General features: G+C 70.3%; 10 protein-coding genes. 3 read left to right on the forward strand and 7 right to left on the reverse strand.

Translation table 11 applies throughout. From position 1 onward, the window contains the following. Positions 1 to 38 precede the first annotated feature (38 nt). Together OHS57_RS03370 and OHS57_RS03375 are read left to right on the forward strand one after the other, a co-directional pair. Positions 39 to 1,511, forward strand: a complete 1,473-nt coding sequence (locus OHS57_RS03370; RefSeq protein ID WP_328580952.1) for an MFS transporter — start codon at positions 39 to 41, stop codon at positions 1,509 to 1,511. 67 nt (positions 1,512 to 1,578) lie between these two features. Continuing rightward, positions 1,579 to 4,137, forward strand: coding sequence for a polysaccharide lyase family 8 super-sandwich domain-containing protein (locus OHS57_RS03375; RefSeq protein ID WP_328580953.1), 2,559 nt, complete (start codon positions 1,579 to 1,581; stop codon positions 4,135 to 4,137). Here the strand turns inward: OHS57_RS03375 and OHS57_RS03380 are convergent. Then, positions 4,104 to 4,463, reverse strand: a complete 360-nt coding sequence (locus tag OHS57_RS03380) for a cupin domain-containing protein (protein ID WP_328580954.1) — start codon at positions 4,461 to 4,463, stop codon at positions 4,104 to 4,106. The genes OHS57_RS03375 and OHS57_RS03380 overlap by 34 nt on opposite strands. Before the next feature lie 66 nt (positions 4,464 to 4,529). On the opposite strand from OHS57_RS03380, the gene OHS57_RS03385 reads away from it, so the two are divergent. Then, complete coding sequence (locus OHS57_RS03385) at positions 4,530 to 5,243, forward strand: spermidine synthase (protein WP_041998744.1); 714 nt, start codon at positions 4,530 to 4,532, stop codon at positions 5,241 to 5,243. 89 nt (positions 5,244 to 5,332) lie between these two features. On the opposite strand, the gene OHS57_RS03390 is transcribed toward OHS57_RS03385, so the two are convergent. The 6 genes from OHS57_RS03390 to OHS57_RS03415 form a co-directional block, all read right to left on the reverse strand. Continuing rightward, positions 5,333 to 6,382 (reverse strand): LacI family DNA-binding transcriptional regulator, encoded by a 1,050-nt coding sequence (locus OHS57_RS03390; protein WP_328580955.1) that lies wholly within the window; start codon positions 6,380 to 6,382, stop codon positions 5,333 to 5,335. A 4-nt stretch (positions 6,383 to 6,386) separates the two neighbouring features. After that, the gene (locus OHS57_RS03395) at positions 6,387 to 8,162 is read right to left on the reverse strand and encodes a glycoside hydrolase family 13 protein (RefSeq protein ID WP_328580956.1); all 1,776 of its coding nucleotides are present in this window, start codon (positions 8,160 to 8,162) and stop codon (positions 6,387 to 6,389) included. 63 nt (positions 8,163 to 8,225) lie between these two features. Further along, entirely contained in the window at positions 8,226 to 9,149 is a 924-nt protein-coding gene (locus tag OHS57_RS03400; RefSeq protein WP_041998735.1) for a sugar ABC transporter permease, read from the reverse strand. A gap of 13 nt (positions 9,150 to 9,162) precedes the next feature. Beyond that, entirely contained in the window at positions 9,163 to 10,155 is a 993-nt protein-coding gene (locus OHS57_RS03405; RefSeq protein ID WP_041998732.1) for a carbohydrate ABC transporter permease, read from the reverse strand. A 145-nt stretch (positions 10,156 to 10,300) separates the two neighbouring features. Next, complete coding sequence (locus tag OHS57_RS03410; RefSeq protein ID WP_041998729.1) at positions 10,301 to 11,599, reverse strand: extracellular solute-binding protein; 1,299 nt, start codon at positions 11,597 to 11,599, stop codon at positions 10,301 to 10,303. Between the two features lie 171 nt (positions 11,600 to 11,770). Then, entirely contained in the window at positions 11,771 to 13,924 is a 2,154-nt protein-coding gene (locus OHS57_RS03415) for a carbohydrate-binding module family 20 domain-containing protein (RefSeq protein ID WP_328580957.1), read from the reverse strand. Positions 13,925 to 14,001 lie beyond the last annotated feature (77 nt).

Below are 14,001 nucleotides of genomic sequence, written 5' to 3' on the forward strand. Positions count from 1 at the left end.
CGGGTACCACGACCATCGTACCTAAAAGGAGCCGTCCGATGACAGCCCAGGTCGAAGCCCCGTCCGCGGGGGCCGGGCAGACGCAGCGGCCGTCCCGGCTGCTGCTGCCCGTCATTCTCCTCGCGGTGTTCGTCATCCCCATGGGGATCTCGGGCACGGCGATCGCGCTTCCCCGTATCGCCGACGATCTCGGGGACTCCCCCACCCTGCTCCAGTGGATCGTCAACGGGTTCAACATCACCTTCGCCGTCTTCACCCTGGTCTGGGGAGTGGCCTCCGACCGGCTCGGCTACCGCAACACCTTCCGGCTCGGCTCGGCGCTCGTCCTCGTGTCGGTCGTCGGGAGCGCGCTCGCCCCGAACCTGCTGGTCCTCGACCTGGCGCGGCTCGTGGCGGGGGTGGGCAGCGCGGCCGTCCTCACCGGCGGCACCGCGATCCTGTCCAACGCCTACGGCGGAGCGGCGCGCGGCCGGGTCTTCGCGGTCTTCGGCACCGTGATCGGGCTCGGGCTCGCCCTCGGTCCGACGATCTCGGGCGCGCTCATCGCGCTGATCAGCTGGCGCGGGGTGTTCGCGGGGCACGCGCTGGTCCTGGTGGTCGCGCTGGCGGCCGGCGTCGTCCTGCCGCACATCCGGCCCGAGCAGGATCCGGACCGGAAGGTCGTCGACTTCTCGCTGCTGCGCAACCCGGCCTTCCTGGCGCTGACGCTCGTCCCCGTGGCCGGCGCGCTCGGCTACGTGACCCTGCTGACGTACCTGCCGGTGGCGCTCAGCGGCATCGCCTCGCTCTCGGCGGGCGCCGCCGGGCTCTTCATGCTGCCGATGACCGTGCCGGTACTGCTCGGCCCGATCCTCGCGGCGCGCCTGACCACGCGGTTCCGCCGGGTCACGTCGATGACCGTCATCTACGCAGCACTCGTCAGCCTCATCCTCGGGATGCTGGGCATGCTGCTGCTCTCCCCCGGCACCTCGCTCGGCTGGCTCGTCGTACCGATGCTGCTCGTCGGATTCGGCTTCGGGCTGCCGCTCGGCCTGGTCGACGGCGAGGCACTGGCGACCGTGCCCGCCCGCAGCAGCGGCACAGCGGCGGGCGTGCTCAACTTCGTCCGGGTCGGCAGCGAGGCGGTCTTCGTCGGTCTGTACGCGGCCGTCCTGGCCTGGCTCATCGGCCGGTCGATCCCGGACAGCGACGTCGCGCGGGCGACGGCGGCAGGACACACCGGAGAGGCGGGCGCGTACGCGAGCGCCTTCCACTGGGTCGTCGCCGCCCTGGCCGTGCTCGTGGTGGCCACGACCGTGGCGGTCGCGCTGCTGCACCGCGCCCGGCTCGCGGCGGCGCGTCCCACGTCGGAGCGCGCCGTGGCCGCCCGGCACCCGGGCGGGGACCAGGTGGCGGACGGCGCCCGGGAAGACGGCGCCCGGGAACCGGACGGGGATCTCGGAACGGCCGGCCGGAGCGACGGGCGAGAAGTCGAACAGACGGGCACCGAGACCCAGTTGTGCCGTATGTAGTGACACCCGCCGGGACGGTTGCTTGAATGCCGCAAGCGCTTTCCGTCATCCGCTGGGAGTCCCCGCCGTGCAGATCTCGCGTCGTGCCCTGGTGTCGTCGGTCCCCGCAGCGGTCCTCCTCGCCGGGGTACGGCCGCCGCGGGGCCGGGCGGCGGACCGCCCGCTCGCGGTCGGCGACGACCCGGCCGCCGACCGGGCGGCGCTGATCGCCAACACCCTGGCGATCTTCGCCGGTACGGACACCTCCAACGCGCGGCCGGAGGTCGTCGCGAAGCTCCGGGCCGTGGACACGACGGCCCGGAGCCGGCTCGCAGCGCTGGACTCGGCGGGTCCCGGCGAGCTGTTCGCCGGACTGCCGCTCGGCGCCAGCGACCCGAACCTCACGACCTCGTTCCAGTACCTCTACGAGATCGCGCTCGCCACCCGGACACCCGGCGGCCCCGCCTCGGACCTGCACGGTGACGCAGCCGTCCAACGGCGGGTGATCGACGGCCTGGTCACGCTCTACGACTCCTGGTACGGCGACCAGTCGAAGGGCTACTACGGCAACTGGTTCAACTGGGAGATCGGGATCTCGTCCCACGTCAGCAGGACACTCGTCCTGCTCGGGGATCCGATCGCCGCGTACCGCCCCGAGTTGACCGCCCAGTACGTCGCGGCGATGGACGCCTATCTGCGCAGCGGCACGAACGGCGACGTCGATCTCGACTCGCGTTTCCACACCGGCGCCAATCTGGCCGACATCACCACGAACCGCGTTCTCCAGGGCGCCGTCGTCGGCGACAGCGCCCGTATCACCAAGGCCGTTTCCGACCAGCTGACCGTCTTCGCGACCGTCGACCCGTACCGTCCGCTGCACGGCGTGAGCGACGGCTTCTACGCGGACGGCTCGTTCGTCCAGCACGCGTCCGTCGCCTACACCGGCTCCTACGGCACGGGCCTGCTCACCCGGATCGTGCAGACCGTACAGATCCTCGACGGGACAAGCTTCGTGCCGGGGGACGATCTCGTCGGTGCGGTGCGGCGGTGGATCACCGAGGGATTCGCCCCGCTGATCTTCGAGGGCTGGATGATGGAGCCCGTCAAGGGCCGCGCGGTCTCCCGCACCACCACCGGATACGCGGACGCCGCAGCCGTCGTCGAGGCGGTCGTGGGACTCTGCGGGCATGTCACGGCCGCCGACGCCGCCGCGCTGGGCGGCTACGTCACGTACCTGCGGCAGACGTCGAAAGCCACGCTCGACCCGTCGGCGTTCGTCTCCCCCGTGAGTGTCGCCCGCTACGCCGACATCATCGCCGACCCCGCCCTCCCGGCCGCAGACCTCAACCCCGCGGCGCACCATGCCGCGTTCAACGCGATGGACAGGACCGTGCACCGGCGGCCCGGGTACGCCTTCGCGCTGGCCCGCAGCTCCACCCGGATCAGCGGGTACGAGTACATGAGCGGCGAGAATCTGCTGCCGTGGTTCCAGGGGGACGGCGCGCACTACCTGTACCTCGCGGGCCAGGACCAGACCCGCGCGTACGGCGTGGACTACTTCACCGCCGTGTCGCCGTACGGCCTCGCGGGCGTCACGGCGCCGGTGGAGACGCGCGGGAGCGTCCCCGAGCTGTACGGCACCGCCTGGTACGACAACCCGGAGCGCGGCTTCACCTCGTCGTCCGAGTCGCAGAACACGTACGTCTACTTCCCCCGCGCCACCAACGTGTTCTCCGGCGGCGCGCGGCTCGGTGCGTACGGGGTCGCCGGGTTCGTCCAGTCGGACGACGTCGCGTACGCCGCCCGGCAGGCCGGTGAACTCCCCGACGACTTCGTGGCGTACCGCAACGCGTCCGCCACGAAGTCGTGGTTCATGCTCGACGACGAGATAGCCGTGCTCGCCGCCGGAGTCGGCGACGCGGCGGGCCGCGCGCTCACCACGACCGTCGACGCGCGGATCGCCGGACCCGCCGATCGGGTCCGGGTCACCGGGCGGCTGCGCGACGGCGCCGCGTGGTCCGGCGCGGGCACCGCCGAGCCGGCCTGGCTGCGCTACGCGAACGACAGCGAGGCCGTCGCGGTCGGCTACGTCTTCCTCGGCAGGACCCCGGTCACGGTCGCGCTCGACACGGTCAGCCGCAGCCGCCGCGCCGTACGGACGGCCAACCCCGACACCACGGTCACCAAAGCGGTCTTCTCGCTCACCGCCGGCCGCCCGGCCGGCGCCGCTCCCGCCTCGCTGGCGTACGCTCTGGTCCCCGGCGCCGCCGAGCGGCAACTGGCCATGTACGCCCGGGGTCCGCTGTCGGTCCTGGCCAACAGCACCCGGATCCAGGCCGTTTCGCACCGGCGGCTCGGCATCGTCGCCGCCAACGTCTTCGCGCCGGGCATCCATCGGGCGGCCCAGCTGTCCGTCGAGGGACCTGCGTCGGTACTGCTGCGCGAGACGCGCCACGGCGGTACGTCGGTCGCCGTCAGCGACCCTACGACGGAGCGGGACACGGTGACGGTCGTCCTGCACGGCCGGACGATGCGCGCGACGTCGGCGGACGACGGTGTCCGGGTCAGCCGGGTCCCCGGCGGCACCCGGCTGGACGTCACCACCCGGCACGCCTACGGACGCAGCTTCGCGGCCGCACTGCGGTAGCGGATCTCCAGCATCACGCAGCCGCCGGCCGTACGGTACGGGCCGTGCTCCATCCCGGGCGGCCGCGCGGCGTACTCACCGGCGCGGAACGTCCGGCCGAGGGTCAGGTCGTGCAGCTCGCCCTGGAGCAGATAGACCTCCTCGACCCACTCGTGCCGGATCACCCCGGCGGCCGAGGTGTCGAGGCCCGCTTCCCAGCGGACCAGCCGGGTCAGTACGTCCGGGTCGCTCTCGTCCCTGCTGAGGATCTTCTCCGCGGTCCCGGCCTGCGGCCCGTCGGACCACGGCAGCGCGTCCGCGGGGAAGAATTCGTGCTCGCTCTTCATCGTGCGGGTTCCTGACGGTCGGGGGCATAGGCTCCAGGCCATGATTCCGCACGGAGAAGGAACTGCATGAGCGCGCGTTTCGAGGAGATCGACTGGCGGCCGACCCCGATGGGTGACATCAGTCTGCGCCGCCGCAGGGAGCCGGTGTCGGGCGACGACGTGTACGAGGTGAAGCTCGGCGACGAGTTCCTCATGTCGAGCCTCTTCACCGCCGGTGAGATCGCCCTGACCCGGCTCGGCCTCGCGCAGGCGCCGGCCGGCCGGCTCGACGTCGTGGTCGGCGGACTCGGCCTCGGGTACACCGCACGGGCGGCGCTGGAGGACCCGCGCGTCGCGTCCCTGATCGTGGTCGACGCGCTCGCCGAGGTGATCGAGTGGCACGAGCGCGGACTGGTGCCGCTCGGCGCCGGGTTGGCGACCGACCCGCGCTGCCGGCTGGTCAGGGGCGACTTCTTCGCGATGACCGGCGACGCGACGGGTCTGGACCCGCTGGCCCCGGGCCGGCTCTTCGACGCGATCCTGCTGGACGTGGACCACTCACCGCGCCATGTACTGCACCCCAGCCACGCGGCTCTCTACACGGCCGCGGGGCTGCGCACGCTCGGTGAACGGCTCAGGCCCGACGGCGTGTTCGCCCTGTGGTCGAACGATCCGCCCGACGACCCGTTCACCGCGCTGCTCGGCGAGGTCTTCGCCGAAGCCCGGGCGCATGTGGTCGAGTTCGACAACCCGCTGCAGGGCGGTACCTCGACCAACACCGTGTACGTCGCGCGGAAATGAGCCGGTTCGGCGCTGCCCGGTGAGCCTTCCGCGCCGCACCTCCCGTTCATTGGTCGTGCACAGAACACCGTCCGGCGCGCGGATCGGGATCAGGGGGCGGTGGGACCCGCCGCCGTCGAGCCGCGGACGACCAGTTCCGGCAGGAAGATGAACTCGCTGTGCGGGGTGGGCGTTCCGCCGACCTCCTCCAGCAGCGCGTGCACGGCGGCCTGGCTCATCGCGGCCACCGGCTGCCGGATGGTGGTCAGCGGCGGGTCGGTGAAGGCGATCAGCGGCGAGTCGTCGAAGCCGACCACCGACACGTCCTCCGGCACCCGCAGCCGCTGCTGGCGGGCGGCCCTGATCGCGCCGAGCGCCATCATGTCGGAGGCGCACACCACCGCCGTACAGCCGGCGTCGATCAGCGCGGTGGCTGCGGCCTGGCCGCCCTCCAGCGTGTACAGGGAGTGCTGGATCAGCGCCTGCGCCTCCGCGTCGGTCAGCCCGAGCACGTCCGCCATCGCGGCCGTGAACCCCTCGATCTTGCGCAGGACGGGTACAAAACGTTTCTGTCCCACCGCGAGACCGATCTTGCGGTGTCCCAGCGACGCGAGGTGGGTGACGGCGAGCCGCATCGCACCGCGGTCGTCGGGCGAGATGAACGGCGCGTTGATCTTCTCGGAGAAGCCGTTGATGAGGACGAAGGGCACGCCCTGCCCTTCGAGCCGGGCGTAGCGCTCCGTGTCGGCCGTGGAGTCGGCGTGCAGCCCCGAGACGAAGATGAATCCGTCCACCCCGCGCTCCACCAGCATCTCGACCAGTTCGTCCTCGGTCGAGCCGCCCGGCGTCTGGGTGGCGAGCACCGGGGTGTATCCCTGCCTGGTGAGCGCCTGCCCGATGATCTGCGCGAAGGCGGGGAAGATCGGGTTCTCCAGCTCGGGCGTGATCAGCCCGATCAGCCCGGCGCTGCGTTGCCGCAGCCGTACCGGCCGCTCGTAACCCAGCAGGTCCAGAGCGGCCAGTACGGACTCGCGTGTGGTGGCGGAGACGCCGGGCTTGCCGTTGAGCACCCGGCTGACCGTCGCTTCGCTCACTCCGGCCTGCACCGCGATGTCGGCGAGGCGCGCGGTTCCGGTGCCTGCGGAGGGACGGAATGCCATCACGTCAGATCGCCCACCAGATGGCCGTGTCAGCGGGGATCTTGATCTCCATGGACGAACCTCCATCAACCGCCGCCGTGTGCGACGCGGCGTCGGTTGCCGTTGCCGTGCTGCTCGCGACCAGCATACGACCCGGACGTGGCAGGGTGATCGGCGCTCCGGTCAGATTGACCGTGCACACCACGGCTCCCCCCGCACCGTCGGCGGTGACCGGGGTGCCGGCGGGGTCGCGGCGGAAGGCGAGCACACCGTCCGGGGCTTCCAGCCAGGTCACCGAGGAGCCCGCGCCGAGCGCCGGGTGCGCCCGGCGTACGGCCAGCGCGGCGCGGTACAGCTCAAGTGTGGAATCGGGGTCGCCGGTCTGTGCCTCGACGGACAGTCCGGCCCAGGAGTCGGGCTGCGGCAGCCAACTGCCGCCCGCGCCGAAGCCGTACGAGCCGCCGTCCCTGGTCCACGGGACCGGCACCCGGCAGCCGTCACGGAAGCCGTCCTGGCCCGCCGCGCGGAAGAACGACGGATCCTGCCGCACCTCGTCGGGCAGGTCCGTGACGTCGGGCAGACCCAACTCCTCACCCTGGTAGACGTAGGCCGAGCCGGGCAGCGCCAGCATCAGCAGCGTCGCCGCGCGGGCCCTGCGCAGCCCCAGTTCGCGGTCGCCCGCCTCGCGCAGCTGGGTGGGGGCGGGCTCGCCGCGGCGGAGGGACGGTACGGGGTGGGCCAGCCGGGTGGCGTGCCGGGTGACGTCGTGGTTCGAGAGCACCCAGGTGGCGGGCGCGCCCACCGCGCCCATGGCGTTCAGCGAGTCGTCGATGACGTCGCGGAGCGCTGCGGCGTCCCAAGGGGTCGTCAGGTACGAGAAGTTGAACGCCTGGTGCAGCTCGTCGGGGCGCAGGTAGCGCGCGGCCCTCTCGACGGTCGGTGTCCATGCCTCGGCCACGGCGACCCGGTCGCCCTGGTACTCGTCGAGGATCCGCCGCCAGCTGCGGTAGATCTCGTGCACACCGTCCTGGTCGAAGTACGGCATGGCGTCGGTGCCGAGCAGGGCGACCTGACCGTCGTGGCCGACGTCCGGCAGCCCCGGGGCCTTCACCAGGCCGTGTGCGACGTCGACACGGAAACCGTCGATGCCGAGGTCCAGCCAGAAGCGCAGCACGGAGCGGAACTCGTCGTGCACGGCCGGGCAGTCCCAGTTGAAGTCCGGCTGTTCGGGGGCGAACAGATGGAGGTACCACTCGCCGGGGGCGCCGTCGGGTTCAGTGGTCCTGGTCCAGGCGGGGCCGCCGAAGACGGACTCCCAGTCGTTGGGCGGCAGTTCGCCGTGTGCGCCCTGTCCTGGGCGGAAGTGGAAGCGCCGGCGCAGTGGGGAGCCGGCGCCTTCGCGCAGCGCCTGCTTGAACCACTCGTGCTGGTCGGAGCAGTGGTTGGGCACCAGGTCCACGATGACCCGCAGACCCAGGGTGTGCGCCGTCCGTACCAGGTCGTCGGCGTCGGGCAGGGTGCCGAACACCGGGTCGACGGCACGGTAGTCGGCGACGTCGTATCCGGCGTCGGCCTGCGGGGACGCGTAGAACGGTGACAGCCACACCGCGTCGACGCCCAGCTCGCGCAGGTACGGCAGCCGGGCGGTGACGCCCGGCAGATCACCGATGCCGTCGCCGTCACTGTCGGCGAAACTGCGCGGGTAGACCTGGTAGATGACCGCTTCGCGCCACCAGTCCGCGCGCTCGGCGGCGGCTGCGGTCGCGGCGGAGCTGGGCGTGTCGGTGAGGTGCTGGCTCATGGATTCTCTTCACTACGTGAGAACGACGGATGACGTGTGTGCGGAAGGGGCTGCCCGGCGGGGTCAGCCTTTCGCGCCGCCCGCGGTGAGTCCGGCGACCAGATGGCGCTGGACGAGCAGGAAGACGACGGCCGCGGGTATCGCGATGATGACGGAAGCCGCCGTCATGGCGCCCCAGTTGGCGCGCTGGTCGGAGGCGAAGGTCCGGATGCCGGCCGCCAGTGTGTAGTGGTTGGCGCCCATGAACTGGGTGGAGTAGGCGACTTCGCCCCACGCGGTGAGGAAGGTGTAGAACGCGGTGACGGCGAGGCCCGGCCTGGCGAGCGGCACGATCAGCCGCCAGAACGTGCCGAACGGGTTGAGGCCGTCCACCCGGCCCGCCTCGTCGATCTCGCGCGGGATGGTGTCGAAGTACCCCTTGAGCATCCAGGCGCAGAACGGCACCGAGATGGTGCAGTACACCAGGATCAGCCCCAGGTAGCTGTCGATGAGACCGAATCGCGCGAGCAGGTTGTACAGCGGCACGATCAGTACGGCGACCGGGAACATCTGGGTGAGCAGGAAGGTCCACATCAGCGAGCGGTGTCCGGGGAACCGCATCCGGGAGATGGCGTAGCCGGCGCTGGCGGCGATCAGCACACCGAGCACGGTGGTGCAGCCGGCCACGATCAGCGAGCTGAGCATCCACCGGGGGAAGTGGCTGTGGAACAGCACGAACCGGTAGTTCTCCAGGCCGAGATGGCTGAGTACTTCGCCGGGCTGCTGCCAGGCGGTGCCGGGACCCAGCGAGATGAAGACGATCCACAGCACGGGGAAGACGGCCGTGGCACTGGCCACCAGCAGGGTGGCGTGCAGCAGGATCGAGGCGCGGCGGCTGCGCTCGCCCCTGCGCCGGTGGGTACGGCGGGCGCCGCTGCGGGCGCCGCGCACGGCCTTGCCGCTCGCCGCGCGGGACGCGGAGAAGCCGCGCTCGGTGGTGACGCTCATGGTGGTCCGGCTCCTAGTCCTGCGTCTTCAACTGGCGGCGGTAGAAGGTGGAGAAGGCAACGAGGATCAGCAGGATGACGATGCCGTAGGCCGCCGCGCCCGAGTAGTCGGACACTCCGGTGAACGCCTTCTGGTAGGCGTAGGTCACCAGGATGTCGGTGTCGCCTGTGGTGTTGTTGCCGAGCAGCAGATAGATGATCGGGAACATGTTGAACGTCCAGACGGTGCTGAGCAGGACCACCGTGCCGGTGACCGGGCGCAGACCCGGCAGGGTCACGTCGCGGAACCGCTGGAGCGGTGAGGCGCCGTCCATCTCGGCGGCCTCGTACAGCTCGTTGGGGATGGCCTGGAGGCCGCCGAGGATGGCCACCATCATGAAGGGCACGCCGCACCAGACGTTCACCATGATGACGGCGATCTTCTGCGCGAAGGGGGTGCCGAGCCAGTCCTGGGACGGCAGTCCGGCCGCGTTGATGATGTCGTTGAACACGCCGTACTGCGAGTTGAACATCAGCCGCCACGCGAAGACGCCGACGAAGGCGGGCACCGCCCACGGCAGGATCAGCGCCAGCCGGTAGAACAGCCGGAATTTCACCGGGCGGTTGAGCAGGGTCGCCATCGCGAGGCCGATGGAGTAGGTGATCGCGACGCAGGAGACCGTCCAGATCACCGTCCATTCCAGCCGGGGGTAGAAGTCGCCGTCCTGCCCGGAGACGATCTTCCAGTAGTTGTCGAGGCCGACGAACTGGTAGGTGGCCTCGGCGTGGAAGGCGCCGATGTCCTTGGCGACGTTGGCCTCGGTGGCGTCGGTGAACGACAGGTAGAGCCCGTAGCCCAGGGGGTACAGCACCAGGACGCCGATCACGATGACGACGGGGGCGACCATGGCCCAGGCGTACCAGTGCTTGTCCCAGGACCGTTTGAGCAGTGTCACGGGGCCTGGCCGGGGGGCACGCGGCTCGGGGGCCGCGTCCCGGGCGGGTTGGTCCATGGTGGCGGTGGTCATCGCTCCTCGGCTCTTTCGGATGTGCGTGGTCGGTGGCCGGTGTTGACCGGACGGGGGTGGACCGGACCGGCCGGCCGGGCGCGTGGACCCCGCGCGCCCGGTGGCGGACGGAGTCCCGGCCGGCCGGCCCGGCGTGGGGGGTGGGCTACTGCACGCTGTAGCCGGGCAGCAGCTTGCCGAACTGCTTGGCGGTCGCGTCCAGTCCGGCCTTGACCGGGGTCTGCCCCTGCAGGATCTTGATGTACTGCTGCTGGAGCGGCACGAACAGACTGCCGACCTGCGGCAGTGCGACCCGGGGCCGGGCGGTGTCGAGGATCGGCTTGAAGCCGGCGATCTCCGGGTCCTTCAGCACCTCGGGGGTGTAGGCGGAGGTGCGGGTCGGCAGGGTGCCGTTCTTCAGCGCGATCTGCTGCTGGCTGGCCGACGAGGTCATGAACTGCGTGAAGAGGTACGACGCGTCGAGGTGCTTCGAGCCCTGGTAGACGGCGAGGTCGTGGCCGCCGGTCGGGGCGAGCGCCTTCCCGGTCGAACCGGCGGGGACGGGCGCGTAACCGAGGTTGGACTCCTTGCCCTTGAAGGCGGATCCGGTCAGGTCGTCGGCGACGGACCAGGGGCCCTGGATCAGCATGGCGACCTTGCCGGTCTTGAACGAGGTCTGCATGTTGTCGTACGCGCTGGCGAAGTCGACCTTCAGCGACGAGGTGTCGTAGATCTCCTTGGCCTTGGTGACCGCTGCCACGGCCTGCGGCGAGTTGACGGTGATCTTCTTGGCCGCCGGGTCGGCGAGGTCGGCGCCCTCGCCGAACAGGAGCGGGAAGAGGAAGTACGAGTCGGGGTTGACGTAGGTGCCGGCGACGCCGGGGACCTTCTTCGCGATCGTCCTGGAGTCGGCGATCAGCTCGTCCCAGGTGGCCGGCGGCTTGCTGATGCCGGCCTTGGCGAAGATGTCCTTGTTGTAGAGCAGGGCCAGCGTGTCGGTGACCGAGGGAGCGCCGTAGCTCTTCCCGTTGTACTTGGTCGTGTCGAGCGGACCTTCGACGAAGTCCTCGCTCTGCGAGAGCGCGGGGGTGCCGTCCAGCGGGGCGATGTAGTGCAGCGACGCGTACTCGGGGATGAGCCCGACGTCGGTACGGATCACGTCGGGCGCGCCCTTGCCGCTCTGGGCCGCCGCCTTGAACCGCTGCTCCACGGTGGTGAAGTCGACGTTCTGGTACGTGACCTTGATCTTCGGGTACTTGGCTTCGAACGCCTTGATGAGCGCCTGGTAGGCCGGGGCCTCGTTCTTGGCGTCCGAGGTGTCCCAGTAGGTGATCGCGCCGGAGACCGATGCGGGGTCGGCTGCCGAACCTCCGTCGCTCTTGCCGTCGTTGTCGCTGCCGCCACAGGCGGTGACTCCGAGCGCGATGGCAGCGGCCATCGCGACGGCGGACATGCCGCGTCGCATACCTGACTCCTTGAAGAGGGTGGTGCCCGTTCGGACTTGGTGGACCGTAACAGCGCTGCAATCTCTTGCGAAAGAGTCTGCAAGGAACTTTCTCGCCGAACGGCGGCCTCCGTACGGGGAGATACGGAGACCGCCGTTCGGCGAGCGGCCGCGGGGAGGCGGCGGACCGCGCTACTTCCAGGTGTCGTTCAGGGTGAGGGTGCCGGAACTCCCGCTGTTGGCCGTGCGATTGCCGCCCGACTCCCAGGTGACGTTTCCGGAGCTGTCCTTGAGGATGTACTTGTACTCGAACGAGGTGTTCGGCGGCAGGCTGACCGAACCCGCCCACGCGGTCTGGTTCGACGAGGTCAGCGCGATGGCCGAGCCGGTGTTCCAGGTGCCCAGCGCGGCGACCGATCCGACGACGTACACCTTCTGGGTGCCGGAGACCGACTTGTTCTCATGGAAGGCCACGGCGGTCTGACCGCTGCCGTCACCGGAGGACTGACTGCCCCAGGTGTCGTTCCGGGTGCCGCCGGAGGCCCCGGTGCCGGCCGTGTGGTTGTTGCCCGGCTCCCAGGTGACGTTCCCCGAGGCGTCCTTGACGATGTACTTGTACTCGAAGGAGGTGTTCGCCGGGAGGCTCACCGAGCCGGTCCAGTTCGACTGGTCGGAGGAGGTGAGCGCGATGGCGGCAGCGGGGTCCCAGCTGCCGAGTCCCGCTATGGAGCCGACGACATAGACCTTCTGGCCCGCCGGGACGGCCTTGCTCTCGTGGAAGGTCTCCGTGACGCCGCCGGCCGGCGGGTCGGTCGGGGTCGAGTCGCCCGCACCGTACAGCGCGACGGAGTCATGGGCGGCCACGGTCAGCGCCGCGTTGCCCGAGGAGTCGACCGTCACGGTCGGGCCCGAGCAGGAGCCGGAACCGGCGAGGTCGCCGTGGATGATGTCGCAGTAGGTGCCCGCCGCCAGTCCCGTGGTGAAGGTCCGGGTGACGGCCGAGCCGCTGTTGTTGAGGGCGATCCACGCCGTACGGCCGCGGCTGAACGCGACGGTGTTGTTGCCGTCGTCCCACCAGTTGGCCACGGACTCGCCCTTGGCCGCGTTGTGCCAGCCGACCATGTTGGCGATACCCCGGGTGCGGTCGGTGCAGACCCAGGTGGTCGCGCAGTCCGTACCGGTGACCACTCCGTTGGACGCGGCGGGCGGCGAGTCGTCCGAGCCGTCGAAGGCGAACCCGGAGTAGACCGTCGGCGCTCCGTAGCCGTAGGCGAGCATGAACTCGTTGGCGAGCGTGTACGTGCTGCCGTTCTTGTAGTTCAGGGTGCTGCCGTTGCGCTCGGTGTCGTGGTTGGTGACCATGGCGCCGTTCTTGGCGCTCGGCTCAAGACCGGAGGTGGCCAGGTTCCGCAGCCCCGCGATGCTGCCCTGGAACGCGGACTTGAGCGCGTTGGCGTAGTCGAAGCCGATCACACTGCCGTTGGCCTCGAAAGCGGCGGGCGCCAGATTGCCACTGCCGCCCAGCGCGATCTCCTGGAGGATGTAGGGACGGCCGCCCCACTGGGTGTTGTTGAGCCGGGACTCGATGTTCGCCATGTCGGTCTGGTTGATGTGCTTGGCGGCGTCCACCCGGAAGCCGTCCACGCCGTAGCCGATCAGCTTGTTCAGATAGCCGGCGATCTTCCCGCGTACCCCGTCGGACTCGGTGTTCAGGTCGACCAGGTTCGACAGGAAGCACTCCTGCACCTGGGCCTGGTTGTTCCAGTCGTTGATGGCCAGGTTCGAGGTGGGGCAGCTGCCCGGATAGCTGTGGAAGTCGCCAGAGCTGTAGGGCACTTGGCTGTACGTCCGGGACCCGACGTTGAAGCTGTCGCCGCCGTAGGAGTCCGTACTGGGCTGATCGGCGCCCGACATGTGGTTGATGACGGCGTCCGCGTAGACCTTCACACCCGCCGCGTGGCAGGTGGAGACCATGGAGGCGAACTGCGCCTCGCTGCCCATGCGGCTGTTCAGGTCGTAGCCGACCGGCTGGTAGATCTCCCACCACGGGTGGGCTCCGGAGAGCCGGATCGAGTCCTGCGGCGGCGAGACCTGCACCGCGCCGTACCCCTTGGGGCCGAGGACGTCGGTGCATTCCGAGGCGACGGACTGCCAGTTCCACATGAACATGTTGGCCGTCACATCACCCCCGTTCCCCGCCGCCTGCGCGACACCCTCCTGGAGGAGGGTCAGTGGTACGACGGCGGCCGCGGTGAGCGCGCCGACGGCGAGCAGACTGCGCAGGCGACCGGAACGGCGCCGCCGCTCCCGGGTGTGCGGCTCGGCGCGACCTGGTGATCGAAGCATGGACGACTCCCACATGAGAACAGAGAACTCCGGCATCCTGACTGGTCGCCCGGACCGACGCGCCTCGGTGGGGGCGG

The sequence above is a fragment of the Streptomyces sp. NBC_00370 genome, from assembly GCF_036084755.1.
In the GTDB taxonomy this organism is placed as follows: domain Bacteria; phylum Actinomycetota; class Actinomycetes; order Streptomycetales; family Streptomycetaceae; genus Streptomyces.

Bases quoted from the DNA above. Each gene is read 5' to 3' on its own strand.
- OHS57_RS03405 (WP_041998732.1), bottom strand. From the start codon at position 10,155: ATGACCACCGCCACCATGGACCAACCCGCCCGGGACGCGGCCCCCGAG.
- OHS57_RS03385 (WP_041998744.1), top strand. From the start codon at position 4,530: ATGAGCGCGCGTTTCGAGGAGATCGACTGGCGGCCGACCCCGATGGGT.
- OHS57_RS03395 (WP_328580956.1), bottom strand. From the start codon at position 8,162: ATGAGCCAGCACCTCACCGACACGCCCAGCTCCGCCGCGACCGCAGCC.
- OHS57_RS03410 (WP_041998729.1), bottom strand. From the start codon at position 11,599: ATGCGACGCGGCATGTCCGCCGTCGCGATGGCCGCTGCCATCGCGCTC.
- OHS57_RS03415 (WP_328580957.1), bottom strand. From the start codon at position 13,924: ATGCTTCGATCACCAGGTCGCGCCGAGCCGCACACCCGGGAGCGGCGG.
- OHS57_RS03370 (WP_328580952.1), top strand. From the start codon at position 39: ATGACAGCCCAGGTCGAAGCCCCGTCCGCGGGGGCCGGGCAGACGCAG.
- OHS57_RS03380 (WP_328580954.1), bottom strand. From the start codon at position 4,463: ATGAAGAGCGAGCACGAATTCTTCCCCGCGGACGCGCTGCCGTGGTCC.
- OHS57_RS03400 (WP_041998735.1), bottom strand. From the start codon at position 9,149: ATGAGCGTCACCACCGAGCGCGGCTTCTCCGCGTCCCGCGCGGCGAGC.
- OHS57_RS03390 (WP_328580955.1), bottom strand. From the start codon at position 6,382: ATGGCATTCCGTCCCTCCGCAGGCACCGGAACCGCGCGCCTCGCCGAC.